The organism is Streptomyces fumanus (assembly GCF_014655295.1).
Taxonomy (GTDB): domain Bacteria; phylum Actinomycetota; class Actinomycetes; order Streptomycetales; family Streptomycetaceae; genus Streptomyces; species Streptomyces fumanus.
Genome location: NZ_BNBI01000004.1, coordinates 25,065 through 49,307 on the forward strand (window position 1 = coordinate 25,065; position 24,243 = coordinate 49,307).

Sequence of the window (24,243 nt, forward strand, 5' to 3'; positions counted from 1 at the left end):
AGTGCTGGTGGGGGGTTGGCCGATGACCGGGCCGGTACCGCTCCGGACGACGGACGTCGCCAGGGCGTCCGGATACTCGCCGCAACAGGTCCGCGACCTGGAGCGGCTCGGCGTCATCCCCCCGGCCGCCCGCTCGGACAACGGCTACCGGGCCTACACCCCCACGCACGTACGGGCCCTGCGCGCCTACCGGGGCCTGGCGGACGCCGTCGGACCGGTCGCCGCCCGGCAGACGCTCGCCCGGCTGCGCACCGCCACCCTCGCGGAGGCCGCCGCGGCCGTCACCGACCTCCATGTACGGCTCGCACGCGAACGCGACGAGGCCCTGCGCGCCCAGCGGGCCCTGGACGCCATCCGCCACGAGACCGGCCCCGCGCCCGAGCCGGCGGGCGACACCATGACCATCACCGAACTCGCCGGCGCGCTCGGCGTGCGCCCCTCCACCCTGCGGTTCTGGGAACAGGAGGGGCTCGTCCGCCCCGAGCGGGTGACCTCCCTGCGGGCCCGCCGGTACGGCCCGTCGGCGATCGGGGCCGCCCGGATCGTCACGGCACTGCGCGCCGCGGGCCACGGCGTCCCCGCGGTGCGCGAGATCATGGACTCCCTGCACCGGCTCGACGGCCCCGGCCGGGCCCGCGACATCCTGCGGCGCCGCCTGGACCGGATCGCCGGACGCACCGTCGCCCTGCTGCGCGCGGGCACCGACCTGGCGGCCGTCATCACCTCCGCCGGCGAACCGCCGGACCCCTAACCGATCAGCTCGCGCACGAGCGCCGCGACCTGTTCCGTCTCGATGAGGAAGCCGTCGTGGCCGTACGGTGACTCGATCAGCCGGAGCCGGTCGGCCGTGCCGATGCCCGCCGCCAGCTCCGCCTGCTGGCCCGGCGGATACAGACGGTCGGAGTCGACCCCGGCGACCAGCGCCGGGGCGGTCACCCGGCGCAGCGCGGACCGCACACCGCCGCGGCCCCGGCCCACGTCATGGCTGTTCATGGCCTCGGTGAGCACCACATAGCTGCCCGCGTCGAAGCGGCGCGCCAGCTTGGCCGCGTGGTGGTCGAGGTACGACTCGACCCGGTACCTGCCCCCGGACCACGGGTCCTCCCCGTCCTGCGCCGCGCGGCCGAAGCGGTCCTGGAGCTCCGGCTCGCTGCGGTACGTGACATGCGCGATCCGCCGGGCCAGCCCCAGCCCGGCCCACGGTCCCCGCCCGGTGCCGTGGTAGTGGCCGCCGTGCCAGTGCGGGTCCGCGCGGATGGCGTGCAGTTGCGCCGACGCCCAGGCGATCTGCTCGGCGCCGGCCGCCGCCGTGGTGGCGAGCAGCAGCAGCGCGCCCGTCCGCTCCGGGTAGGACACCGCCCACTCCAGCGCCCGCATGCCGCCCATCGACCCGCCGACCACCAGGGCCCAGCGGTCGATGCCCAGCGCGTCCGCCCAGCCCGCCTCGGCCGCCACCTGGTCGCGCTGGGTCAGGAACGGGAAGTCCCCGCCCCAGCGGCGCCCGGGCCGCCGCTCGGTGGACGGCCCGGTGCTGCCCTGGCAGCCGCCCAGCACATTGGGGGCGGCGACGAACCAGCGGTCCGTGTCCAGCGCCAGCCCCGGACCGACCAGCCCCTCCCACCAGCCGGCGGTGGGATGGCCCGGCCCGGCCGGCCCGGCGACATGACTGTCCCCGGTGAGGGCGTGCAGCACCAGCACGGCGTTCGACCGGTCCGGCGCCAACCGCCCCCAGGTCTCGAACGCCAGGCGCAGACCCGGCAGTTCACCGCCCGCCTCCAGCGCCAGCGGCCGCTCGCGCACGTACCACCGCCGGTGCCCGGGAGGGTCCCCCTCCTGCCAGCCGCCCGAGGCCGGCGGGAGGGGGACCTGCGAAGGTGTCAGTACGGTGTTCAGGACGCGCCCTTCGCCGCCCGGAACCCGGCCTCCAGGTCCGCCTTGAGGTCGGCCAGGTTCTCGATGCCGACCGACAGCCGCACCAGGCCCGGCGCGGCACCGGTGGCCGCCAACTGCTCCTCGTCGAGCTGGCTGTGGGTGGTGGACGCCGGGTGGATGATCAGGCTGCGCACATCGCCGATGTTGGCGAGGTGGCTGAACAGCTCCACCGCGTCCACGAACCGCTTGCCCGCCTCCACGCCGTCCCGCAGCTCGAAGGAGACCACGGCACCGGCACCGCGCGGCAGATACCGCTGCCCGGCCTCGTACCACTTGCTGGAGGGCAGCCCCGGGTAGTGCACGGCGGCGACCTCGTCGCGCTGCTCCAGCCACTCGGCCAGCGCCAGCGCGTTCGCGGAGTGCCGCTCGATCCGCAGGCTGAGCGTCTCCACGCCCTGGAGCAGCAGGAACGCCGAGTGCGGGGAGAGGGCGGGCCCGAGGTCGCGCAGCAACTGCACGCGCAGCTTGACGGCGAACGCGCCCGGGCCGAGGGCCGGCCAGTACCGCAGGCCGTGGTAACTGGGGTCGGGCTCGGTGAAGTCGGGGAACCGGTCGGGGTGCGCGCCGAAGTCGAAGGTGCCGCCGTCGACCACCACACCGGCGATCGCGGTGCCGTGCCCGCCGAGGAACTTGGTGGCCGAGTGCACCACGATGTCCGCGCCGTGCTCGATCGGCCGCAGCAGATAGGGCGTCGGCACGGTGTTGTCCACGATCAGCGGTACGCCCGCCTCGTGGGCGACGTCCGCGACCGCCCGTACGTCGAGGACGTTGCCGCGCGGATTGCCCAGCGTCTCCGCGAACAGCGCCTTGGTGTTCGGCCGGACGGCCGCCCGCCAGGCCGCGAGGTCGTCCGGGTCCTCGACGAAGGACACCTCGACGCCCAGCCTGGGCAGCGTGTGCCGGAACAGGTTGTAGGTGCCGCCGTACAGCGAGGCGCTGGAGACGACGTGGTCGCCGGCGCGCGCCAGGGTGAGCAGGGCGAGGGTCTCCGCCGCCTGCCCGGAGGAGAGCGCCACCGCCGCGACCCCGCCCTCCAGGGCGGCGATGCGCTGCTCGAACACGTCCTGGGTGGGGTTGTGGATGCGGGTGTAGATGTTGCCGGGCTCGGCGAGCGAGAACAGGTCGGCGGCGTGCTGGGTGTCCCGGAACACGAACGACGTCGTCTGGTAGATGGGGGTGGCGCGGGCGCCGGTCGTGGGATCGGCCACCGCACCGGCGTGGACCTGCTTGGTCTCGAAGGACCAGGCGGAGCCGTCGGGCCCGGCGGGGCCCTCGTCGGGGGTGTGACCGGCGGTGACGGAGTCGATCGGCTGGGACATGGTTCTCCGTAGGGGATCGGGCGGCCACGGAACGGGCCGGGGTGGGGCGCGGGGACCGCTGCCGCCGCCCCGGCCGGGAGGCGGGGCGGGGACGCGGGGAGGCACGGACGGCACCAGGGCCGCCGGGGAGGCGCCGAGGACTCGGCCTCGGGGCGGAGAGGAGCGCGTCAGGAAGCGCGCGTCAACAACACGAACCCGGGCGCCGGCACAGGTCGATGACCAGGCGTCGCACGAGGGGTTCGGACATCATGGGCTCTTTGTACCGCACGGCCCGGCCGCCCACCAAGAGGTGTCCCACTTCCTGGACGCGCCCCGTACCCCCCCGCGCCCCGGCCCGGTGTGCCGGATCAGGCCGCCGGCTTCCAGCCCAGCGCGGGACCGAGCAGGCGGGCCGTGTCGGTGAGGATCTGCTCGTAGTCCTCCTCGTCGAAGGTGAACGGCAGCGCGAAGGCCACCTCGTCCACCTCCCGGAACGCCGCGTGGGCGGCGAGGCGTTCGGCGATCTGTTCGGCCGGGCCGACCAGATCGGGGGCGAACAGCATCCGGGCCGGGCCCTGCGGCCGCCGGGTGCGGGGCAGCCGCTGGGCCGCGTACTCCTCGTACTTGGCCCGCTGGACGGCACTGGCGGAGTCGGTGGGGATCACCACCAGGCCCTGGGAGACCCGGGCGGCGTCCCCGTCGGGGTGGGCCGCCCGGAAGGCCCGGATGTGGGAGAGCTGGACGGTGGCGAAGTCCTCGGACTCCTCGGCCCGGACCACGCTGCTGGTGAGCAGGTTCATGGCGTTCTCCCCGGCCCAGCGGGCCGAGCGCAGGCTGCCGCCGCCGTACCACATACGGGCGCGCAGACCGGGGGAGTGCGGCTGCACACGGTCGGAGTAGCTCTCGATGCCCTCCGTGCCGCGGAAGTCCGTCACCGGCTTGCCGGAGATGTGGTCCAGCAGCCGCCGCACCCGCGCGTACCCGAACTCCTCGCTGCCGGCGGTGTCCGGGTACAGGGCGTCCCTGACCCGCTCGTAGTGCATGGGCGGGCCGCTGCTCACCCCCGGGTTGAGGCGTCCGCCGGACAGGATGTCGACGGTCGCCAGGTCCTCCGCGAGCCGCAGCGGGTTCTCCCAGCCCAGCGGGGTGACCGCGGTGCCCAGCTCGATCCGGCGGGTGCGCTGGGTGGCCGCCGCCAGGACCGCCACCGGCGAGGCGATGCCGTACTGGAGATGGCGGTGGCGCACCCACGCGCTGTCGTAGCCGAGTCGTTCCCCCGCCTCCAGCAGCCGCAGGGTCGACTCGTGGCCCCGGCCGGGGTCGTCCTCGTCGAACAGTCCGATCGTGAGGAACCCCAGCCTCCGCAGCGGTCTGCCACCCATGGTCATCCGAATCCCACCCTCCGCTTTCCGGGACATCGAGGTCATTGTCACCGAGCGGGGAGGGCCGCGCCCGGCCGCGGCGGGCGGGACGGCGGCCGGGCCGTGGTTGTTCATGAGACCGCAACACCCGGTCTCACCCTGCGGAACGCGTCCGCCCCGGCGGACGCGTTCCGCCCACGGGTCAGTCCAGCGGCCGGATCGTGATGTCGCGGAAGCGGACCGTGTTGCCGTGGTCCTGGAGCCGGATCGCCCCGGCGGCCGGGGACTCGGCCCGTCCGGCGGCGGTGGGGCCGTCGAGGGCCACGTCGTCGTGGACCTTCTTGCCGTTCCACACCACGCTCACCCGGGCGTCGGCGGTCTTGCGCCCGGTGTCGTCGAAGCGGGCCGCCCGGAAGACGATGTCGTACGTCTGCCAGGTCCCCGGCGCGGTGGCCGCGTTGAGGTCGGGTGCCTTCTTCTGGTAGAGCGCCCCGGCCTCGTCGGTGGCCGGTGTGGTGTCACCGTAGGAGTCGAGGATCTGGAGTTCGTAGCGGTCCTGGAGGTAGATGCCGCTGTTGCCGCGGTCCTGCCCGGTCACCTCCGGTGGCAGCGCCGGTACCCGGAACTCCACGTGCAGCGCGAAGTCCTGGTACGCCTCCTTGGTGCGCAGGTCGCCGCAGCACACCTCCATCGACCGCTCCGCGGCCAGCGGCCAGGCGGTGGCCCGCCCGTCGGTGTGCTGCCACTGCGCCTGGGAGGCGGCGGTGCCGTCGAAGAGGGCGACCGGGGAGCCGTGCGGGCGCACGGTGATCAGGTCGAGGTTGACGTGCCCGGTGTCCCCGGGGTCGTACCGGTAGGAGAGGGAGTGGTGACCGGCCCGCAGGCGCAGCCGTTCGGTCCGGGTGGACCAGGTGTCCCAGTCGCCGGTGGAGGGCAGCGAGGTCTGCCGCACCTTCTTGCCGTCGGCGTACAGCGAGAGGGACTTGGTGCCCTCGAACGGGTTCGGGCCGTTGGAGTAGCGCAGGCCGATGTCGTACGTGCCGGTCTTCGGGACCGTCACGTCGAAGGTGGTGGCCACCTTGCCCTCGGTGGCGTAGCGGTCGACGAAGCCGCTGCCGGAGTAGCCGGTGTGGTCGGTGTTGATTCCGGCGGTGCCGGTCAGGGCGGCCTCCTCGGCCTCGTACAGGGTCGCGGGGGCGGGCTGCCTGCCGGGCATCTCGTTGAGCGTGTACCAGGCTTCGGTGCTCCACAGCGACTCGCCGGACGCCGAGGTGAAGGGGCGCGGCGAGCGCACGTGCACCACCCGGTCCGGCTTGAGCCCGTCCAGCAGCAGCCGGACGGTGCGGCCGTCCTTCGACAGGGTCGCGGAGCGCACCGGAAGCCGTTCCTCGGCGATCTTCGGGCCGCCGTAGTCGGCGGTCGGGGTGTAGCGCCACTGCTCGGCCCGGTACCGCTCGGCCAGCTCCGCCGCGGTCCCCTCCGACACCGGCTGGGTGTACGTCAGGTCGAAGCCGCCCGGTACCGCGCGCATCGACTTGATGTCGAAGGTGTTGCCGCCGTTGGGGGTCAGCTTCTGCAGCCCGAACTTGAGCTTGCCCTCCTGGCCCCAGTTGCCGTCGGCGCCCAGGCCGCCGGTGTAGATCGCCCCGTCGGGGCCGAGGACGGTCCGGTTGACGCCGGCCTCCAGGCCCTGGGTGTAGCGGAAGACGGCGCCCTGGTACTGGCCCTTGACCTTCTCCAGGTAGGCCCGCTGGAGGCCGCCGTAGGTGACGTCGCCGACCAGCATCTGGCCCGCGAACCGGCCCTTCGTCAGATACAGCGGGGTGGAGGGGGAGTTGCCGATCTCGTTCTGCGGGAACCACAGCACCGGCCGGGTGACCGGGTGGTCGTCGAAGGGGCCGGCGGGCTCGGTGTAGTGGTTGAAGAAGCGGTCCTGCTCGATCTGCACCAGCTTCGACGCGGGCAGCCAGCCGCCCTGGTTGTCGGTGGCGAACAGCTTGCCGCCGGGCCCCCAGCCCAGGCCGTTGGGCGTGCGCAGCCCGCCCGCGACCGGGCTGATCTTCCCGGTCCGCTTGCTCACCTTGTACGTGACCCCGCGGTTCGGCGCGGGCTGCGGGACGGTGGTGGCGCCGCCGTAGTTGATGGCCACCGAGAGGTTCACGTAGAAGTAGCCGTCGCGGTAGAGCAGGCCGAACGCGAACTCGTGGAAGTTCCCGCCGTACGGCCAGGTCGCCACCGTGCGGTACTCGTCGGCGACCTCGTCGCCGTCGTCGTCCACCAGTTGGGTCAGCTCGTGCTTCTGCGAGACGTACAGGGCGCCGTCGACGTACTTGATGCCCATGGGTTCGCGCAGCCCGCTCGCCACCTTCTTCACGGTGACCTGGTCCCGGCTGGTCCTCCCGGTGACGTTGTCCAGCAGGTACACCTCGCCGGCGGTCTGCTCGCTGCCGCCCCAGGTGCTGATGGCCAGGCGTCCGTCGGGCAGCCAGTCCATGCCGCTGACCTGCGGTTCGAAGCCCTCGGGGCGCAGGTCGGTGAGGGTCAGGTCGGGGCGTACGGAGGTCAGGGGCAGGCCGTCGCCGGGGGTGTCGCCGCCGGCCTCGCACTCCTTGCGGCCCGGCGCGGTCACCCGGACCACACCGGCGTCGGTGGTCAGCGCCTCGGTGGGCACGACGCTGAAGCCGTCCGCGCCCGGCGGCCGCCAGGACAGCCGCAGTTCCTGTCCGCCGTCGCGTTCGAAGTGGTCGATGCGCAGCGGGTGCGCCCCGGCGGTGAGCTGGACCGTGCCGTCCTTCGGCTCGGCGCCGTGCAGGCCGTCGTGGTCGACGACCGTGCTGCCGTCGATGGTGAGCCGGGAGCCGTCGTCGCTGGTGAGCCGGAAGACGTAGGTGCCGTCGCTGGGGGCGACCAGGTAACCGGTCGCCTGCGTCACGAAGTGGTCCGCGAAGCCGCCGAAGTCGGCCTCCGTGGACCAGTCGACCGTCGGCATCAGCTTGTCGTGGTTGGGGGTCTGACCGGGCTTGAGGGTGCAGAGCTTGCTCAGCGGGGTCTGCACGTCGAACACGCGCAGGGTGATGCCGGGTTCCTGGGGCGGGATGTCCGAGGGGGCGGCGAGGGCGGCCGGGGCGGCGGACAGGCCGCCGGCCAGGATGCCCGATGTCAGCAGCAGGACGACACGTCTGCGCAGGCGCGGCAGCAGACGGTGGCGTTGGCGCATTGGTCCTCCGTGGGGTGGGGACCGGACCGTGCCGGAAATCGCTCCGGTCATGAGCGGGCGGGCTGCAGTTCCGCCGTCAAGGTAGGAGACTTCTGCTTGACATGTCCATACTTTGTCATCGCCGTGTTGAAAGTCCGGCGCCGCCGCTACCGCCCGGCGGTCGCGTCCGGTGCGCCGTCGACCGCGATGCCCAGTTGGCCGGCCACGCCGGTCAGGGCCGCTCCCAGCGGCAGCGCGACCCGGGTGACGGCGTGCCGGTCGCCGCGGGTCGGGTCCCGGTTGACGATCAGTACCGGCTTCCCGGCGTCGGCGGCCTGCCGGACGAACCGCAGCCCCGACATCACCGTCAGCGAGGACCCCAGGACCAGCAGCGAGGCCGCGGCGCGGACCAGGGCACGGCAGTACTCGACCCGGGCCGGCGGAACGTTCTCGCCGAAGAACACCACGTCCGGCTTGAGGACGCCGCCGCACAGCGCGCAGTCCACCACCCGGAAGTCCCCGACCTGCTCGTCGTCGAGGTCGGCGTCACCGTCCGGGTTGATCCCGGCGGCCACCGGCGCGAAGTCCGGGTTGGCCGCCGTCAGGCGCCGGGCGAGTTCCCGGCGCGGGCTCAGGGTGCCGCAGGAGAGGCAGATCACGCGGTCCAAGCTGCCGTGCAGCTCGACCACGCCCTCGCTGCCGGCCGCCTGGTGCAGCCCGTCGACGTTCTGGGTGATCACCCCCGTGAGCAGGCCGTGCCGCCCGAACGCGGCCACGGCCCGGTGCCCGGCGTTGGGCAGGGCCCGGCCGAAGGTGCGCCAGCCGAGGTGGCTGCGCGCCCAGTACCGGCGCCGCGCCTGGAGACTGCCGGTGAAGTCCTGGAAGGTCATCGGCGTGTGCCGGCTCAGGCTCCCGCCCTCGCCCCGGTAGTCGGGGATGCCCGACTCGGTGGACAGGCCCGCCCCGCTGAGCACCAGCACCCGGCCACCGCTCAGCGCGTCGGCGACCGGCGCCGGGTCGGTGCTGCCCGGCGGCAGGTCGTCGGTGGGGGTCCAGCTCAGAGTGGGGCGCATCCGCATGCCGCCAGGGTACGGAATCCGGACGGACCGGCGCCGGGGTCAGGGGGTGACCGTCGGTGCGGGGGGAGTCCAGCGCCGGGTGCGGGGCACGCCGGCGGACACCCCGAAGTCCTTCTTCAACTGCTCGGGCACGGCGTAGTGCATCACCCGGCCGCGGGTGAGGGAGGACAGCTCCAGGACCGAGGTGAGGTGGCCGAGCCGGTCCAGGGCCCAGGCGCCCAGCGGCGAGCGGTCCTCGATCGTCTCCAGCACCCCGAGCAGGTGCGGGACGACCCTGGCCACGCCGTCCCACGCGGTGCGGGGCACCTCCAGCCAGTCGGCGCAGGTGTCGCCGACCAGGTGGCGGATCAGGGCGGAGACGACCGGGTCGAAGAAGGTGCCGGGGACGACCTCCTCGTAGAGGTCGATGAGCTGCCGGGTCAGACGGGCGCCCTCCTCGGAGGGGCCCATGTGCCGGATCATGTACAGGTCGAGGAATGCGCGGGCCTCCTGCAGCGTCTTCGGTACGGCGTCCTGGTCGACGCCGAGCATGGCGCCGACCACGCGCCAGGCGTAGAAGTACGCCTCGGCGCCCTCCGTGGACATGTGGATGCCCAGCCGGTGCAGGCTGTCCAGGACCAGCAGGGAGAAGAACATCTGCCCGCCGATCATGTCCTCCTGGCAGATCGGCGTCCCGAGGGCCTCCGTGTCCCAGCGGCCCTCGCGCCTGAGGTGGTGGCGGATGGCGGCGTGCAGCAGGCGGACCTTCTGCGCGGCCGGGAGGAAGCGGCTGCCCGCCTCGAAGGCGTCCGGCCGCATCAGGTACACGGTGAACTGGCCGGTCTCCGCCATCCGCTTGGACGGGTAGTTGAGCCCGTGGGTGGTGGCCAGCAACTTCGCCACGTGCGGCACGAGGTAGCAGGCGGGCATGGCGGCGAAGGACAGCGCGGTGGAGATGTGCACGTCGTTGTCGATGAAGAACAGCCGGGCCCGCTCCATCTCCTCCCAGTCCACCCAGTCCGGCGGGACGGCGGTGGCCCGCAGGTACTCGCGGGCGACCTCGGGCAGTCCGTCGGGCAGCGGTGAGCCGGCGGTGGAGACATGGCGCATCAGCGTGTTGAACCGGCCCACCTCCCCCCGCTCGAACAGCGTGGCCACCACGGCGTCGGCGAGTTCGTCGCCGTCGTGGCGCAGGGCGTCCAGCGCGCTCTCGGTGCAGGTCATGGCAGCGGCCCTTCTCGGTGGTCCGCGCGGTTCGGCGGGGGGCCGGGCGCGGGGTGGTCGGTGGTGGGGCGGGTCCGTGAAGACCGGTCCGTGGCTGAGCCGGTCAGTGAAGCGACCGGTAGCGGAGCGGCTCAGTGCACGCGGTCGGTGGCGGAGCGGGCGAGGGTGGTGAGGGCCTGCCGGGCCGGGTGCGGCAGGACGGCCCCGGCCAGGTGGCCGAGGGCGGCCCGGACCCGTGTGTCGATCATGTCCTCGACCCGCTGCGGCGCCTTCAGCGCGGTCATCAGCGCGCGTACGTCCCCGAGGTGCTCGTCGGTGAGGTCCCGGCGGCCCAGCAGCCCGGCGAGGCGCTCGCGCTGGGCGGGCCGGGCGGCCTGCCAGGCGCAGGCCAGCAGGGCGGTCGGCCGGTGGCCGCGCAGGTCGTCCAGGCCGGCCTTGCCCGTGCGCCGGGGGTCGCCGAACAGGCCCAGCAGGTCGTCGCGGAGCTGGAACGCCTCGCCCAGCGGCAGCCCGTACCCGGACAGCGCGTCCCGCAGCCCCGGGCCGGCGCCGGCCAGCAGGGCGCCGATGAGCAGGGGCTGCTCCACGGTGTACTTGGCGGTCTTGTACCGGATCACCTTCACCGACACCTCCGGGTCGGGGTCGGTGCCGGTGCTGAGGATCTCCAGGCACTCGCCCGCGATCAGGTCCCGCGCCAGCTCGGCCCAGAGCGGGCGGGCCCGGGCCAGATAGGCGGCGGGCAGACCGCAGGCCGCGAACATCTGGCCCGCCAGCGCCATCAGGTGGTCCCCGACCAGCATGGCCAGCGACCGGGCGGCGGCCCGCGCCCGGGGCCGCCCGGTGACCGCGGACCGCAGGGCGATGTGCGCGGTGGGCAGGTGGTGGCGGAGCGGGCTGTCGTCGATCAGGTCGTCGTGCACGACCGCCGCGGCGTGGACCAGTTCCAGGGAGGCGGCGGCCCGCACCAGGGCGTCGCTGTCGGGCTGCCCGGCCGCCCGCCAGCCCCAGTAGCAGAAGGCCGCCCGCAGCCGCTTGCCGTGCCGGGCCGCCGCCCGCAGTTGCCCGGCGACCGGTGCCAGGCCCGCGTCGATGGCCAGCAGGTGCCCGGCCTCCTCCGCCAGGAACCCGGCCAGCAGGGCGTCGACGCGGTCCTTGAAGGCGGCGGCGTCCCAGGGCTCAGACATCGTCGCCGGACGCCGCCCGCCGGGCGACGACGTGCTGGGCCAGCACCTCCAGGTGGGCGGGCGGCACGGAGGCGTACCGGTCCAGCGCGATCCGGCCGCGGGCCATCAGGTCGCGCCGCGCCTCCCGGGCCAGCTCCGGCCCGTCGGAGCGGCGCAGCAGCCCGCGCAGCGTGCCCACGGCCGAGCCGACGGTGCTCACCGCGAGATCCGCCAGCCCCGCCACGAGCTGCACGGCCTGCTCGGCCGGGTCACGGTCGCCGGACGGCGTCGATGTCATCCCCATCCCCCTGGTCCCTGGATCGTCGGTCGGGTGCGGCGGCTTCCGGATCACCGGGTCGCCGGTCACAGCATGGCCGCGGGGTCAGCACACGCGACCCGCATTACCCCATCGAGTGACACCCGAGGTTCGTGTTCGTATCGCCTGTTCGGGGTAGGACCGGCAGAGGAAGGGAACCGGCCGGACCCGGCTGCCCGGCCCGCGTCGACACCAGGAGAGCCGAGGGAAGGAGCCGGACGTGGACTGGTACCCCCTGCGGCTGACCACGCCCGTCAAGCAGCACGTCTTCGGCGGCCGGGCCATCGCCGACCGCCTGGGCCGCTCCGGGCTGCCCGGGGGACGGATCGCCGAGACCTGGGAGGTCAGCGACGTCGAGGGGGAGGGCGCGACGGTACGGGAGGGCCCGCTGGCCGGCACCCCGCTGCGGAGACTGACCCTGGACCACCCCGACGACCTGGTCGGACGGGGCTGGCGGGGGCCGCACTTCCCGCTGCTCACCAAGTTCATCGACGCCGCCTCGCCGCTGCCGGTGCACCTGCACGCCGACGACGCCGCCGCCCGTGCCCAGGGCGAACCCAACGGCAAGACCGAGGCGTGGCACATCCTCGACGCCCGGCCCGGCGCCACCGCCCTGGTGGGCGTGCGGCCGGGGGTGCGGCGCGAACGCCTGCGCCGGGCGCTGCTCGAACAGGACTACGACGCCGTACTGCGCCGGCTGCCGGTACGCGCCGGACAGACCCTGTACGTCCCGGCCGGCACCCTGCACAGCTTCGGGCCGGGCACCCTCGTCCACGAGATCGAGCAGACCTCCGACCTCCAGGAACACGCCATGCCGCACCGCATGGAGGACGGCGCCGCCCTCGACGACGACCAGTGGCACGCCAACATCGACGCGCTGCTGGAGCAGTGGAAGCCCGAGCCGCGCCCGCAGTTCGTGCCGGGCCTGAGGCTGCCGGTCCACGAGGACGCCCAGCGGGTGGTCCTCTGCGCCGGCCCCTACTTCGCCCTGGAGCGCTGGCAGGTGGCGGCCGGCGCCGTCCTGGAGCACCCGTTCGGCACCGCCCTGCTGGTGAGCAACGCGGGGGCGCCCGTCTCCCTCACCTGCGACCCGCACACCCTGACCCTGGGCCGGGCGGAGACCCTGCTGCTGCCCGCCGCGCTCGGCGGCGTACGGCTGCGCGGCCCCGCCGACGTCCTGGTGGGCTACCTCCCCGACCTTGAGGAGGACATCCGCCGCCCCTTGCGCGCGGCCGGGTACGGCGAGGCCGCCGTCGCCGCGCTCGGTGAGGGCCTCACGCCGCCGGGGACACCCGGTACAGGCTGACCGGCACGGTCGGCGCGGTCGGCGCCCAGCGGTGCGCGGGCACCCGGCGCGACGGCGGGAGGACGGCGTCGATTTCCTGTGTCACGGCGCTGTGACGGCGGCGTCCGGATCGGGTGACCTCATCGAACCCTCCGGCGTACCCGTCCGTCGTGCAGGTCGAGAACGCGGAGACGACGGCACCCGCCGCGCACCGCTCACCGACCGAGAGGACCACCTGTCATGAACCGCCGCCTGCGCACCGCCCTCACCGTCTCCGCCGCCCTGACCGCCGGAGTGCTCATGAGCGCCTGCGAGATCGGCGGCAGCGACGCCGTGGACGAGCCCGCCACGACCACCGCCGCCGGGACCGCCACCCCCGGGACCACCGGCTCGTCGAGCCCCGCCGCCGCGAACGAGGGCGACACCACGGACGAGTCGAGCGGCGGCACCGGCACCCGGGCGGACAGCGGGTCCGCCTCCGCCGCGGCCGACACCTCCCAAGTCGGCCAGCTCTGCGGCAGCAACGACCTGTCCTGGTCCGCCCAGCCCATGACCCAGGCCGGCGGCTACTACCGGATCAGCGTCCGGGCCAAGTCCGGCATCACCTGCGTCCTGCCCGGCGGGCTGCCCGTCATCGCCTTCGGCTCCGGCGGCATCGAGGCCGGCCCCGCCGAGCAGGCGGCGGGGGAGGAGATCACCCTCAGCGGTGCCAAGACGGCGTACGCGGGCGTCAGCCCGAAGAGCACCGGCGGCGACACCGGCGTGGAGTACACCAGCGTCATCGTCTCCGTCAGCGGGGACGACCCCCACCCCGTCTCCCTGAAGGTCCCGGCCGTCGTGGTCGACAAGCCGATCGTCACCAACTGGCACACCGACCCGGCCGACGCCGTCCCGTTCACTTCCTGAGGACCCCGCCGCCGGCCGGGGCGGTCCGCACGGTGGCCGGAGCGCCCGGCCGGGGGGCGGGCCGGCCGCGGCGCAGCAGAGGAGCCTCGACGACGGCGTACGAGAGCAGGGCCAGGACGGTGGTCAGAACCACCGTGGCGGACAGCCGTCCGTCCGCCACGCCGAGGGAGGCCAGCAGTCGCACGACCGGGTAGTGCCACAGGTACATGCCGTAGCTGAGGTTGCGGCCCACCCAGGCCAGCGGGGACAGGGACAGCAGCCGGGACAGGAGGGCGTCCGGGCGCAGTTCGATCCCGGCGACGAGGGTGGCGGACAGCGCCGCGACCGCCAGGAACCCGACGGTGTACCAGACGCCGGTCCACCCGCCCAGGCCGGCGGTGACCGGTACCTGCCAGGCGGTCAGGACCAGCAGGGCGAGGGCCGGCCAGGCCAGCCGGCCGGCCCACCGGCGCAGCGCCTCCAGTCGGGGATCGCCGGCCCGGAGCCGGGCCAGGACGACGGCCACCAGGGCACCGGCGAGCAACTGGTCGGCGCGGGTGTCCGTGCCGTTGTAGAGGCGGTGCGCCGCGCCGGGGTGCCACAGCGCGTACCGCCACAGCACCGGCAGCGCGCACAGCACCGCCGTGCAGAGCAGCACCGTACGCGCCCGCCACCGCCGCAGGAGGAACAGCAGGACCGGCGGCCACAGCAGGTAGAACTGCTCCTCCACGCCGAGCGACCAACTGTGCGCGAGCGGCGCGGTCAGGTCGGAGTACGGACCGGCCTCCCCGGCGCGTACGACGTTCACCACGAACAGCGCGGCGAGGCCCGCGGCCGCCCAGGCGCCGTCGAAGGCCCACAGCGAGGTGAGGGACAGCGCCGCGCACACCGCGCAGACGGCCAGCAGCGCGGGGACGAGCCGCAGCCAGCGCCGCCGGTAGAAGCCGCGCAGGTGGATGCGGCCGGTGCGCGCGTACTCGGCGAGCAGCAGCCGGGTGATGACGAAGCCGCTGATGGTGAAGAAGACGTCCACCGCGACCGATCCGCCCGGCAGCAGGTCGGGCCGTACGTGGTAGACGAGGACCAGGGCTACCGCCAGGGTGCGCAGTCCGTCAAGGCCGTTCACCCGGCCGGCGCGGGCCGCCGCGGACGGGAAACCCCGGTCGGGGAGCGGCCGTTCACCGGCCGTCGCCGGCGCGCTCTGTGCCCTGTCCATGAAGAGAACCGCTTCCCACCCGCCGATTCCGCCGCTGGAGAGACTTCTGCTACCCGGCAACCGGTAGGTCACACGGGCCCCTTCGGGCCTGGCGGCGTCACTACGACCTCGCCGCCGTGCCCGTGGAGGTGGACCGGATCGTCTTTCCGGTCTCCATCCACGACGCCGAGAACCGCGGGCAGAGCTTCGGCCAGGTCCGCGACGCCTTCGTCCGCGTGGTCGACCAGACCGGCGGCGCCGGCCGGCCCGTTGTGGTGCCGGGATCATGGCCGTAGAGTCCGGGCATGTCCCTACGTGTCCGTCTCCGCCAGGCCCTGCCCGAAGCGATGCGCGCCCGCGACAAGGCCGCGGTCAGCGCCCTGCGGTCCACGCTCGCCGCGCTGGACAACGCGGAGGCGGCACCCGTGACCGAGGCGGACCTGCGGGGCGTGGCCCTGGAGCAGTCACCGGTCGGGGCCGGCGCCACCGAGGCCGCGCGGCAGGAGCTGACCGAGCGCGGCGTGGCGGAGATCGTACGGGCCGAGGCCGGCGAACGGCTGGCGGCCGCGGCCGGTCTGACCTCCCCCGCGCACGCCGACCGCGCCGCCCGGCTCCGGGCGGAGGCCGCGGTCCTGCTCCGCTTCCTCGACGACCAGGACACCCCCGGGAACGCTTAGCCGCGGGCCACGCGGAACAGCACCCCGGCCCGCAGCGGCCCCGGGGGCGCTGCGGGGTCCTCGAAGTCGTCCGCCGGGTCCCGGGTCATGCCGATGCGGCGCATCACCGCCTGGGACCGCAGATTGGCGGCCGTCGTCACCGCGAGGACCTCGGCCAGCCCCAGGGTGCCGAAGCCGTGGTCCAGGACCGCGCGCGCCGCCTCGGTGGCGTAGCCGTGGCCCCAGGCCGGCCGGGCCAGCCGCCAGCCGATCTCGACCCCGGTGAACGGCAGGCCGTCGTCCACCCGGTCCAGCCCCGCGAAGCCGATGAACCCGCCCGTGGACCGCACCTCGACGGCCCACCAGCCGTACCCCCGGCGCGCGATGTCGCGCCGGAACCGCGCCACCGACGCGTCGCTCTCCGCACGGCTGAGCAACGGCCCCAGGTGCTCCCGCACTTCGGGGTCGGCGTTGATCGCCGCCCACGGGGCGAGGTCGGAGTCCCGCCACGCACGCAGTACGAGACGCTCGGTACGCAGTTCGGTCATGGCGCTCAGCCAACGCGAGCCCGCCGGGCGCCGCAAACCCTTTTCGTCCCGGCGGACCGCGGTCAGGCGTCGGCCCCCCGGCCCGGCACCGCCGCCAGCAGTTCGCGTGTGTAGGGGTGGGCCGGGGCGCTGAACAGGGTGTCGGCCGGGGCCTGTTCGACGACCCGGCCCGCGCGCAGCACGACCACGCGGTGGGCGATGCGGCGGACGACGGCCATGTCGTGCGAGACGAACAGGTACGACACGCCGGTGTCGGCCTGCAGGTCGACCAGGAGCCGGAGGATCTGCGCCTGGACGGAGACGTCCAGGGCCGAGACCGGCTCGTCGCAGACGACCAGGTCGGGGGAGAGGGCCAGCGCGCGGGCGATCGCGACGCGCTGCCGCTGGCCGCCGGAGAGTTCGGCGGGCCTGCGGTCCCGTACCGACGCGGGCAGCGCCACCCGGTCCAGCAGCGCGGCGACCCGGGCCGCGCGGCCCGCCCGGTCGGTGACGCGGAAGGCGCGCAGCGGCTCGGCGACGATGTCGCCCACGCTCTGGCGCGGGTCCAGGGAGCTGTACGGGTTCTGGTACACCAGTTGGGCGCGGCGGCGCAGCGCGCGCAACCGGGCGCCGCGGGCGTCGGTGAGGTCCTCGCCGTCGAAGACGATCCGGCCGGCCGTCGGCGCGGTCAGGCGCAGGACCAGGCGGGCCGTGGTGGACTTCCCGGAGCCCGACTCGCCGACCAGGGCGACGGTCTCGCCGCGGTGGACGGTCACGGAGACGTCGTCGACCGCGCGCAGGGTGCGGGGGCCGCCGGCGGTGCGGGGCAGCGGGAAGTTCTTGGTGAGGTGCTCGGCCACCAGCAGCGGGACGGGGGCGGAAGGCTGCGGCGGGGCGATCGGGGCGGCGTCCAGGCGGGGCACGCTGTGCAGGAGCCGCCGGGTGTAGGGGGCGGTGGGGGAGCCGAGGACGCGGGCGGTGGGGCCCTGTTCGACGATCTCGCCGTCGGACATGACGGCGATCCGGTCCGCCCGGTCGGCGGCGACCCCGAGGTCGTGGGTGACGAGCAGGATCGCGGTGCCGGACTCGCGGGCCAGGCCCTGGAGGTGGTCCAGGACGGACTTCTGCACGGTGACGTCCAGCGCGCTGGTCGGCTCGTCGGCGATCACCAGCCGTGGCGCACCGGCCAGCGCGATGGCGATCAGGGCCCGTTGGCGCATGCCGCCGGAGAGTTCGTGCGGGTAGCGGCGGGCCTGGGTGGGCGGGTCGGGCAGCCCGGCGCGGGCCAGGAGGTCCAGGGCCCGCCGGGCCGCCGTACGCCGGTCGGCCAGCCGGTGCACCCGCAGCACCTCGGCGACCTGCGGGCCGATCCGCTGCACGGGGTTGAGGGAGACGGCCGGGTCCTGCGGGACCAGGCCGATCCGGGCGCCGCGCACGGCCCGCAGCGCCTTCTCGGACAGGGCGGTCAGGTCCTGCCCGGCGAACAGGATCCGCCCGGCGTCGACCCGGCCGCCGGGCGGCAGCAGGCCGGTGACCGCGTGCGCGGTGGTGCTCTTGCCGGAGCCGGACTCGCCGACCAGGGCGACGATCTCGCCCGGCGCCACATCGAGGTCGACACCGCGTACGGCCGGGACCGGGCCGCCCCGGGTGGTGTAGGAGACGCGCAGTCCGCGCACGGACAGCAGGGAGGTGGAGGTCATCGCCGGCCGGTCCCTTCCCCGTCGAGCGCGCGGGAGACGCGGTGCACGGCGAGGACCAGCACCGCCACGGTCAGGCCGGTGAGCGTCGACACCCACCAGGCGTCGGCCAGGTAGTCGCGGCCGCCCGCGATCAGCGCGCCCCACTCGGGGGCGGGCGGCGGCGCGCCGAAGCCGAGGAAGCTCAGCGACGACACCGCCAGCACGGCCGTGCCCAGGTCGAGGGTGGCCAGCACGAGGACGGGACCCAGCGCGTTCGGCAGGACGTGCCGGCCGAGGACGGCGTACCAGCGGGCGCCGGACAGCCGGGCGGCCTCCACGTACGCGGTGTGCCGGACCCGCAGCACCTCGGCCCGCATCACCCGGGCGAACCCGGCGACCCCGGCGACGCCCACCGCGAGCGCCACCTGCACCGTGCCCCGGCCGAGCGCCGTGACCACGGCCAGCGACAGGAACAGCCCGGGGACGGCGAGGAGCACGTCGACCAGCCGCATCAGCACGGTCTCCACCCACCCCCCGGCGAACCCCGCCACCAGCCCCAGCCCGCTGCCCATCAGGAACGCCACGGCGACCGCGAGCACGGTGGCCTTCAGGGAGAGCGCGGCGCCGTGCACCACCCGCGCGTACAGGTCGCGGCCGAGTTCGTCGGTGCCGAACCAGTGCCGCGCGCCGGGCGGCCGGAGGATCTCGGCGGGCGCCCCCCGCAGCGGGTCCCGGTCGGTGAACAGACCGGGCCAGAACGCGGCGAGCAGCACCGCGGCCAGCACCAGCAGGGCGAGCACCAGCCCCGGGCGGCGCAGCCAGAAGCGCAGCAGGCGCCGTCCGTCGCGCCGGGGCGCGGCCCGCCCGGCGGGCTCCCCGGGGCGCCGCAGGCCCGCCCCGGCCGAGGGGTCGGTGGTCAGTGCCTCGGTCACGCGGGGCTCCTTCGGACGGAGGTGACGATACGGCGGTCGAGCAGCGGGTACGCCAGGTCGACCAGGAGGTTGATGAGGACGAACACCAGCGCGCCGAACACCACCACGCCCTGCACCACCGGGATGTCCTGCACGGTCACCGCGTCGGTGGTGATCCGGCCGAGGCCGTTGCGGGAGAAGACGTTCTCCACCACCACGGCGTTGGCGGTCAGTTGGCCCGCCAGGACGCCGACCACGGTGAGCGCGGGCAGCGAGGCGTTGCGCAGCGCGTGCCGGAACCACACCCGGGCCCGGCCCGCCCCCTTGGCCCGCGCGGTCCCCACGTACGGCTCGTCCAGCACCTCCAGCAGGCTCCGGGACAGCACCTGCGCCACCAGCACCGCGGCCGGCACCGCCAGGGTCACCGCGGGCAGCACCAGCCCGGCCGCGGTGTCGTTGCCGAACGCCGGGAAGAGCGGCACCCGGAACGAGAGCACCTGGATGAGCATCAGGCCGACCCAGAAGGCGGGCAGGGAGATGCCGACCGAGGGCAGCGACAGCAGCAGGTTGCGCAGTTTGCGGTGCCGGGTGAAGGTCGCCGCCAGGGCCAGCGCCCCGCCCCCCAGGACCGCCAGCGGCAGGGCGACGGCGGTCAGTTGCAAGGTGGGCGGCAGGGCGTCGGCGAGGGTGTCGGCGACCGGCCGGCCGGTGGCGACCGAGGTGCCGAAGTCACCGCGCAGCGCGTCCCCGAGCGAGGCCGCGTACCGCACCGGCAGGGGCCGGTCGAAGCCGTACTCGGCGCGCAGCTCGGCCAGCCGCTCGGGGGTGACCTGGGTGGAGTTCAGCCCCGCCCCGGCCATCGCCGCCACCGGGTCGCCCGGCAGCAGGTCGAGCAGCAGGAAGGCCAGGGTGTACGCGGCCCAGAGCACGCCGGCCGCCTGCGCGAGCCGCCACAGCAGGTAGCGTCGCATGGTCGTCACTCACTCACTTCCGTAGCGGAGCGCTCAGCGCTTCCAGGTGTCGTGCAGCCGTATCCCGCCCGAGGCGCCCGGGGTCAGGCCGTGGACGTGCCGGGAGACACCGATGAGTGCCTCCTGGTCGACGATCGGGACCACGTACGCCTGGCGGACGATCAGCCGCTGGGCGCGGGCGACCAGCTCGTCCCGCTCGGCGGTGTCGGTGGTGGCGGCCTGCCGGTCGAGCAGGGTGTCGAGCTCGCCGCCGGGCAGCCGGTAGGAGTTGACCTGGTGGGTGGAGTACAGGGTGCGCAGCGCGTCGGGGTCGGCGCGGGTCAGGTCGCCGCCCCACAGGGCGTCGTAGTCGCCGGTCTTGATGGTCTCCGGGAACTGGGTGACCTGGAGCTGCTTGATCACCAGCTCGATACCGACGTCCTTGAGCTGCTGCTGGACGAGTTCGAGCGCCGACCCGTAGGCGCCGGCGTTGCTGAAGGACACCACCGTCAGGCTCAGCTTGCGGCCGTCCTTGCGGCGGATGCCGTCGCCGCCCTCGGTCCAGCCGGCCTCGGTGAGCAGGGAGGCGGCCCGGGCGGGGTCGTGGGCGAGGCCGGCGGACAGGTCGGTGTAGCCGGGGGTGGTGCGGGACAGGACGCTGGTCGCGGCCCGGGTGCCGGTCGGGAAGACCGCCGCGGCGATCTCCGCGCGGTCGACCGCGGCCTGCGCCGCCTGCCGCACCCGGGCGTCCCGGGTGAGCGGACGCCCGTTGTTGAAGCCCAGGTTGAACACCACGCCGGGGTTGGCGCGGCGCACGACCCGGGCGTTGCCGCGGCGCAGCACCCCCTCGTCCTGCCGGCGCACCCCGCCGATCGCGTCGACCTGTCCGGAGCCGAGGCTGCCGGCCCGTACGCCGGACTCGGCGACCACGGTGAACTTCACCCCGTCGAGGTAGGCCGCGCCCTTCTTCTTCCAGGCGGCGGAGCCCCAGGAGTACCCGGCGCGCCGCTCGAGCGTGAGGGACTGGTTCTGCCGGTACCCGGAGACGGTGAACGGGCCCGAGCCGTGCACGCCGTCGGCGCACCGCTCCTCGGGGGACTTCGCCACGTCGGCGGGGGAGACCAGGCCCAGCCCCGGGGTGGACGTGGCCTGGAGGAACTGGGCGTTGGGCCGGTCGAAGACGACCTCGGCGGTCAGCTCGTCGACGACCCGGGTGCCGCGGTAGCCGTCGAGGTAGCCCTGCGCGAGGATGGCCAGGCCGCCCAGGTCGGGGATGGCGTCGAAGTTCTTCTTCACCGCCGCGGCGTCGACGGGTGTGCCGTCGCTGAAGGTCGCCCCCGGGCGCAGGTGGAAGGTGAAGGACCGGGCGTCGTCGCCGACCTCCCAACTGCGGGCCAGCCAGGGCACGATGCGGCCGGTGGCGGGGTCCTGGTCGGTGAGCGAGTCGACGGTCTGGCGCAGCGCGTACAGGGTGTCGCTGCTGCCGACCTGCTGCGGGTCGAGGCACCCGGCGTCGGTGGCGACGGCGAAGGACAGTGTGCCGCCGGACACGGGCGGGCCGCTGCCGGCGTCCGCACCGCCGGAGGCGGCGCCCCCACAGGCGCTCGACGTGGTGACGAGGGCGAGCATCAGGGCGAGGGACGAAGCCGAGCGGCCGGGGCTCGGACGATCCTTTGTCACGGGTGGTGTCTCCTGCGGACGAGTGACGTAAAGCCGGGAAGGGCGGGGCGGAGGCACGCGGCGACGGATGCCGGGGGGCCGTGTGGGGGAGCGGCCCGCCGGGAAAGACCGTGGAGCCGGCGCGCCGGAGGATCGCGGCCGGCGGCCGCGGGGGGTCAGGCGGTGCGGCGGGCGGCGGGACACCCCGCGCTGTTCACGCGCCGCAGATCGATGTGGCGGCGCGACGACAACAGGGTGCGGGCCGGTGCGGGCACGGCCTCGAACACGGTACGGCGAACGGGGAAAGGCGCGCTGCGCATGGCTGCTTTCCTTCCCCGTGAACGGCCCGGCCGTGCTGAAACCCGATAACGGGCGTACCGTAACCAGGCGCGGGAGGGGCCGTCAATGGCCTGTTTCAGTGGGTGGGAATTTCCGTGGCATCATGAGCGGAAAGCCGAGCAGCGTCCCGGAAAGGAACGACATGGCCTTGCCCAACGACGATCTCCTGACCACCATCCAGGCGGAGCGAGAGATCTACCGGACCTTCTACAAGTTCTTCCGGGTGGTGGACACGGGACGGTACGAGGAACTCGTGGACTGCTTCACCAAGGACGCGCTCATCGAGTACGACGTCATGCCCGGGCCCACCCAGCGCTTCCACGGGCGCGACGAGTTCACCGCCTTCATGTCCGCCGGCCGGTCCTACCGGCGTGAGCCCACGGTCGCCCATGTGCTGGGCCAGACCCTGATCGAGTGGACCGACGGCCGCCCTCACCTGCAGGCTTACGCCACGGTCTGGCACTGGAGCGCCACCCGCACGGTCGACGGGCGGCACCGTCCCGCGGACTGGACGGTGGTGGGTCTGGTCGAGGACGACTTCGAGCAGGAGGACGGCCGCTGGCTGATCAGCCGCCGCCACGTGGCCCCGGTCGCGGGTCTGGTCGCGGCCGGCCGGGGACCGGTGTGACCGGTTCCCCGCCCTGCGCCGTCCCTTTCCCCGCTCGGCGGGGCGAGGTATTTCGGCCGCGCGACTCCCGGTTATTCGGATACATCGGTGACACTTATTCGGGAAGAGTGGTGACAGATGTACGGGAACACCGGTGACGGTCGTCCATGGACATCGGTGACTTTTGTTCGGATACTTCGGTGACATTCGTTCGGATACTCCGGTGACACCTTTCCGGAGTGGGCGCCCTTTCTCCGTCCGGTGCGGAGGGAGGGCGTCCGCTTTTGTTTCGCCTGTGGCGTCGTTCACGTTTCGCGGGAAAAACCCCCGGTCGGCGCCCGGGGAATCGCCCGCTCCCGCCGGGAGTCGAACAATTATTTGACACGCCAGCAATGTTGACCGTGTACCGTCGATCCGGTTCTGCCGAGAACGTGTCCCGTCCATGCCGTTCCCACCCGTGTCCGCCAGGTGCCCCCGGACGACGATGTCCGGACGAGAGCCCGGCGGTGCGACCACGAGCCGGTGACGCCCGTCCGCCCGCGTCACCCGCCGGGAACACCCGAGCACCACGGCCAGGAACCGGACACGCCCCGGTGGGCACATCACGCCGATGCCGAGGGGGAAACGATGACCGAGACGGTACTGTCGACCGGCCGGCCGGGGAACGGCAGGGGGCCCTTCCGCGAGGGCTCCCCCGTCTACATCCCCGGACGCCTCGACACCGACGAGCCCGTACCACCCGACGAGGTCTGCCTCTCCCTGCACAGCCTCGAACTCGCCAACCTGGGGGTGCGCCGCGCCCTGGTCCACGAACAGGTGCGGACGGTCCTCGGCACCCCCGACAAACGCGGCCACCCGTACAGCATGTGGCTGGCCGTCACCACCCTGCTCTACACCGGGGACCTCGTCCACGCCCACTCCGAGTGCCGCCAACTGGCCCGGGACCCGCGCTGGCTGGGCTCGGCCCGCCACCAGGAGCTGCTCACCCTGCTGCGGGCGCGGATCAGCCTGCTGGCCGGCGACGGCGTCAAGTCGGCGGCGCTGCTCGGCGACGCGCTGGTGCGGGGTCTGCCCACCGCCCTGACCGCCCTCGCCGCGGCCTGGCTGGTGGAGTCCCACGTCCTGGCCGGCGACCCGGAGGCCGCCCACAAGGTACTGCTCGCCCACGACCTGGCGGGCCGGCTCGACCCCGAACTGCCCGACGCGGCCCATGTGCTGGCCGCCCGGGGTGCGCTGCACATGGCGACGGGACGGTTCCAGCACGCGCTGGACGACCTGATCGCCTGCGGCCGGGTGCTGACCGCGCAGAACGTGGCCAACCCCGCCGTGATCCCGTGGCGTTCCCGGGCCGCGTTCGCCGCGCTCGCCACCCGCCGCCGCGACCTGGCGCTCGCCCTCGCCGCCGACGACCTGGCCGCCGCCCGCACCTGGGGCGCACCGCGCGGCATCGGCCTGGCCCTGCACGCCGTGGCCGTCACCGGCCGCGACGAGTGCGCGGTGGCGCTGCTGGAGGAGGCGGTCGAACTCCTCGACCTCGCGCACGCCCGCGCCGAGCTGGTGCACGCCCTGCACGACCTCGCTGAACTGGGGACCGAACGCGGCGACCCCACCGCCGCCCGGGCCCGGCTGGAGACGGCGTCCGCGGTCGCCCGGGAGAGCCGCAACGGCCTGTGGCCGCCCCGTCTGGAGGCCGCGCTCAACCGCCGCGACCACCCCGAGCTGACCGCCCAGGAACTTCGCATCAGCGAACTGGCCCGCGCCGGATACAGCAACCGGCAGATCGCGGAAACCCTCTTCCTGGCCGTACGCACGGTGGAGTTCCATCTGTCGAGCGTCTACCGGAAACTGGGGGTCTCCGGCCGGCGCGGCCTGCAGTCCGCGCTGGGCCCGCCACCGTCCTGACCGCCTTTCCCCGACGCGCCGTCCTCCTTTCCGGAGGGCGGCGCGTTCGCGTTTCCCGCAAACGTTCGCGTTTCCCGCAGGACGGCACCGCAACGGACCC

General features: G+C 74.2%; 21 protein-coding genes and 1 pseudogene. 7 read left to right on the top strand and 15 right to left on the bottom strand.

Features of this window, described 5'->3' with window-relative positions:
- Window positions 1-22 precede the first annotated feature (22 nt).
- Window positions 23-751 carry a MerR family transcriptional regulator gene (locus tag IE316_RS09595; protein WP_190203780.1) on the top strand — a complete coding sequence of 243 codons (729 nt, stop codon included), beginning with the start codon at window positions 23-25 and terminating at the stop codon, window positions 749-751.
- Here IE316_RS09595 and metX read toward each other — a convergent pair.
- The 8 genes from metX to IE316_RS09635 all read right to left on the bottom strand — a co-directional run bounded on the left by metX (window position 748) and on the right by IE316_RS09635 (window position 11,530).
- Entirely contained in the window at window positions 748-1,893 is a 1,146-nt protein-coding gene (gene metX, locus IE316_RS09600; RefSeq protein WP_190204179.1) for a homoserine O-acetyltransferase MetX, read from the bottom strand. The two genes, IE316_RS09595 and metX, sit on opposite strands and share 4 nt — an antisense overlap.
- Window positions 1,890-3,251, bottom strand: a complete 1,362-nt coding sequence (locus IE316_RS09605) for a bifunctional o-acetylhomoserine/o-acetylserine sulfhydrylase (RefSeq protein ID WP_190203781.1) — start codon at window positions 3,249-3,251, stop codon at window positions 1,890-1,892. The genes metX and IE316_RS09605 overlap by 4 nt, the downstream gene beginning before the upstream one ends.
- 347 nt (window positions 3,252-3,598) lie before the next feature.
- The gene (locus IE316_RS09610) at window positions 3,599-4,618 is read right to left on the bottom strand and encodes an LLM class flavin-dependent oxidoreductase (protein ID WP_190203782.1); all 1,020 of its coding nucleotides are present in this window, start codon (window positions 4,616-4,618) and stop codon (window positions 3,599-3,601) included.
- Window positions 4,619-4,793: 175 nt separating this feature from the next.
- The gene (locus IE316_RS09615; protein WP_190203783.1) at window positions 4,794-7,808 is read right to left on the bottom strand and encodes a 3-keto-alpha-glucoside-1,2-lyase-like domain-containing protein; all 3,015 of its coding nucleotides are present in this window, start codon (window positions 7,806-7,808) and stop codon (window positions 4,794-4,796) included.
- Between the two features lie 146 nt (window positions 7,809-7,954).
- Entirely contained in the window at window positions 7,955-8,866 is a 912-nt protein-coding gene (locus IE316_RS09620; protein WP_190203784.1) for an NAD-dependent protein deacetylase, read from the bottom strand.
- A gap of 39 nt (window positions 8,867-8,905) precedes the next feature.
- A complete protein-coding gene (locus IE316_RS09625) occupies window positions 8,906-10,069 on the bottom strand; it encodes an oxygenase MpaB family protein (RefSeq protein ID WP_190203785.1) in 1,164 nt (387 codons plus the stop codon).
- Window positions 10,070-10,200: 131 nt separating this feature from the next.
- Window positions 10,201-11,253 (bottom strand): polyprenyl synthetase family protein, encoded by a 1,053-nt coding sequence (locus tag IE316_RS09630; RefSeq protein ID WP_190203786.1) that lies wholly within the window; start codon window positions 11,251-11,253, stop codon window positions 10,201-10,203.
- A complete protein-coding gene (locus tag IE316_RS09635; RefSeq protein WP_373311128.1) occupies window positions 11,246-11,530 on the bottom strand; it encodes a polyprenyl synthetase in 285 nt (94 codons plus the stop codon). Before IE316_RS09635 ends, IE316_RS09630 begins: the two co-directional genes overlap by 8 nt.
- A 238-nt stretch (window positions 11,531-11,768) precedes the next feature.
- Between IE316_RS09635 and IE316_RS09640 the strand changes: the two genes are divergently transcribed.
- Entirely contained in the window at window positions 11,769-12,854 is a 1,086-nt protein-coding gene (locus IE316_RS09640) for a class I mannose-6-phosphate isomerase (protein ID WP_190203788.1), read from the top strand.
- Between the two features lie 219 nt (window positions 12,855-13,073).
- Window positions 13,074-13,739, top strand: a complete 666-nt coding sequence (locus IE316_RS09645; RefSeq protein WP_190203789.1) for a DUF4232 domain-containing protein — start codon at window positions 13,074-13,076, stop codon at window positions 13,737-13,739.
- Here the strand turns inward: IE316_RS09645 and IE316_RS09650 are convergent.
- On the bottom strand, window positions 13,729-14,934 hold the full coding sequence (locus IE316_RS09650) for an acyltransferase family protein (RefSeq protein ID WP_190203790.1): 1,206 nt from the start codon (window positions 14,932-14,934) through the stop codon (window positions 13,729-13,731). The two genes, IE316_RS09645 and IE316_RS09650, sit on opposite strands and share 11 nt — an antisense overlap.
- A gap of 104 nt (window positions 14,935-15,038) precedes the next feature.
- On the opposite strand from IE316_RS09650, the pseudogene IE316_RS09655 reads away from it, so the two are divergent.
- Both IE316_RS09655 and IE316_RS09660 read left to right on the top strand, forming a co-directional pair.
- Window positions 15,039-15,173, top strand: a pseudogene (locus IE316_RS09655) (TerD family protein); the annotation flags it as partial.
- Window positions 15,174-15,260: 87 nt separating this feature from the next.
- Window positions 15,261-15,590 carry a hypothetical protein gene (locus IE316_RS09660; protein ID WP_190204180.1) on the top strand — a complete coding sequence of 110 codons (330 nt, stop codon included), beginning with the start codon at window positions 15,261-15,263 and terminating at the stop codon, window positions 15,588-15,590.
- Here IE316_RS09660 and IE316_RS09665 read toward each other — a convergent pair.
- The 6 genes from IE316_RS09665 to IE316_RS09690 form a co-directional block, all read right to left on the bottom strand.
- Window positions 15,587-16,117: a GNAT family N-acetyltransferase gene (locus tag IE316_RS09665; RefSeq protein ID WP_190203791.1), complete on the bottom strand. Its 531-nt coding sequence runs from the start codon at window positions 16,115-16,117 to the stop codon at window positions 15,587-15,589. The two genes, IE316_RS09660 and IE316_RS09665, sit on opposite strands and share 4 nt — an antisense overlap.
- Window positions 16,118-16,179: 62 nt before the next feature.
- Complete coding sequence (locus IE316_RS09670) at window positions 16,180-17,796, bottom strand: dipeptide ABC transporter ATP-binding protein (protein ID WP_190203792.1); 1,617 nt, start codon at window positions 17,794-17,796, stop codon at window positions 16,180-16,182.
- On the bottom strand, window positions 17,793-18,707 hold the full coding sequence (locus IE316_RS09675; RefSeq protein WP_190203793.1) for an ABC transporter permease: 915 nt from the start codon (window positions 18,705-18,707) through the stop codon (window positions 17,793-17,795). Before IE316_RS09675 ends, IE316_RS09670 begins: the two co-directional genes overlap by 4 nt.
- Window positions 18,704-19,657, bottom strand: a complete 954-nt coding sequence (locus IE316_RS09680) for an ABC transporter permease (protein ID WP_190204181.1) — start codon at window positions 19,655-19,657, stop codon at window positions 18,704-18,706. The genes IE316_RS09675 and IE316_RS09680 overlap by 4 nt, the downstream gene beginning before the upstream one ends.
- A 33-nt stretch (window positions 19,658-19,690) precedes the next feature.
- Window positions 19,691-21,316: an ABC transporter substrate-binding protein gene (locus IE316_RS09685; RefSeq protein WP_373311130.1), complete on the bottom strand. Its 1,626-nt coding sequence runs from the start codon at window positions 21,314-21,316 to the stop codon at window positions 19,691-19,693.
- A gap of 155 nt (window positions 21,317-21,471) precedes the next feature.
- A complete protein-coding gene (locus tag IE316_RS09690; protein ID WP_190203794.1) occupies window positions 21,472-21,615 on the bottom strand; it encodes a putative leader peptide in 144 nt (47 codons plus the stop codon).
- Between the two features lie 161 nt (window positions 21,616-21,776).
- On the opposite strand from IE316_RS09690, the gene IE316_RS09695 reads away from it, so the two are divergent.
- Window positions 21,777-22,262, top strand: a complete 486-nt coding sequence (locus tag IE316_RS09695; protein ID WP_190203795.1) for a nuclear transport factor 2 family protein — start codon at window positions 21,777-21,779, stop codon at window positions 22,260-22,262.
- A gap of 606 nt (window positions 22,263-22,868) precedes the next feature.
- The gene (locus IE316_RS09700; protein WP_190203796.1) at window positions 22,869-24,143 is read left to right on the top strand and encodes a helix-turn-helix transcriptional regulator; all 1,275 of its coding nucleotides are present in this window, start codon (window positions 22,869-22,871) and stop codon (window positions 24,141-24,143) included.
- The last annotated feature ends 100 nt before the right edge of the window (window positions 24,144-24,243 follow it).

What these genes read in the sequence shown, in the direction of transcription:
- IE316_RS09595 (WP_190203780.1), top strand. Translation starts at nt 23, where the DNA reads ATGACCGGGCCGGTACCGCTCCGGACGACGGACGTCGCCAGGGCGTCC.
- IE316_RS09620 (WP_190203784.1), bottom strand. Translation starts at nt 8,866, where the DNA reads ATGCGGATGCGCCCCACTCTGAGCTGGACCCCCACCGACGACCTGCCG.
- IE316_RS09635 (WP_373311128.1), bottom strand. Translation starts at nt 11,530, where the DNA reads ATGACATCGACGCCGTCCGGCGACCGTGACCCGGCCGAGCAGGCCGTG.
- IE316_RS09695 (WP_190203795.1), top strand. Translation starts at nt 21,777, where the DNA reads ATGGCCTTGCCCAACGACGATCTCCTGACCACCATCCAGGCGGAGCGA.
- IE316_RS09700 (WP_190203796.1), top strand. Translation starts at nt 22,869, where the DNA reads ATGACCGAGACGGTACTGTCGACCGGCCGGCCGGGGAACGGCAGGGGG.
- IE316_RS09610 (WP_190203782.1), bottom strand. Translation starts at nt 4,618, where the DNA reads ATGACCATGGGTGGCAGACCGCTGCGGAGGCTGGGGTTCCTCACGATC.
- IE316_RS09670 (WP_190203792.1), bottom strand. Translation starts at nt 17,796, where the DNA reads ATGACCTCCACCTCCCTGCTGTCCGTGCGCGGACTGCGCGTCTCCTAC.
- IE316_RS09660 (WP_190204180.1), top strand. Translation starts at nt 15,261, where the DNA reads ATGCGCGCCCGCGACAAGGCCGCGGTCAGCGCCCTGCGGTCCACGCTC.
- IE316_RS09605 (WP_190203781.1), bottom strand. Translation starts at nt 3,251, where the DNA reads ATGTCCCAGCCGATCGACTCCGTCACCGCCGGTCACACCCCCGACGAG.
- IE316_RS09625 (WP_190203785.1), bottom strand. Translation starts at nt 10,069, where the DNA reads ATGACCTGCACCGAGAGCGCGCTGGACGCCCTGCGCCACGACGGCGAC.
- IE316_RS09680 (WP_190204181.1), bottom strand. Translation starts at nt 19,657, where the DNA reads ATGCGACGCTACCTGCTGTGGCGGCTCGCGCAGGCGGCCGGCGTGCTC.
- IE316_RS09665 (WP_190203791.1), bottom strand. Translation starts at nt 16,117, where the DNA reads ATGACCGAACTGCGTACCGAGCGTCTCGTACTGCGTGCGTGGCGGGAC.
- IE316_RS09645 (WP_190203789.1), top strand. Translation starts at nt 13,074, where the DNA reads ATGAACCGCCGCCTGCGCACCGCCCTCACCGTCTCCGCCGCCCTGACC.
- IE316_RS09650 (WP_190203790.1), bottom strand. Translation starts at nt 14,934, where the DNA reads ATGGACAGGGCACAGAGCGCGCCGGCGACGGCCGGTGAACGGCCGCTC.
- IE316_RS09630 (WP_190203786.1), bottom strand. Translation starts at nt 11,253, where the DNA reads ATGTCTGAGCCCTGGGACGCCGCCGCCTTCAAGGACCGCGTCGACGCC.
- IE316_RS09690 (WP_190203794.1), bottom strand. Translation starts at nt 21,615, where the DNA reads ATGCGCAGCGCGCCTTTCCCCGTTCGCCGTACCGTGTTCGAGGCCGTG.
- IE316_RS09615 (WP_190203783.1), bottom strand. Translation starts at nt 7,808, where the DNA reads ATGCGCCAACGCCACCGTCTGCTGCCGCGCCTGCGCAGACGTGTCGTC.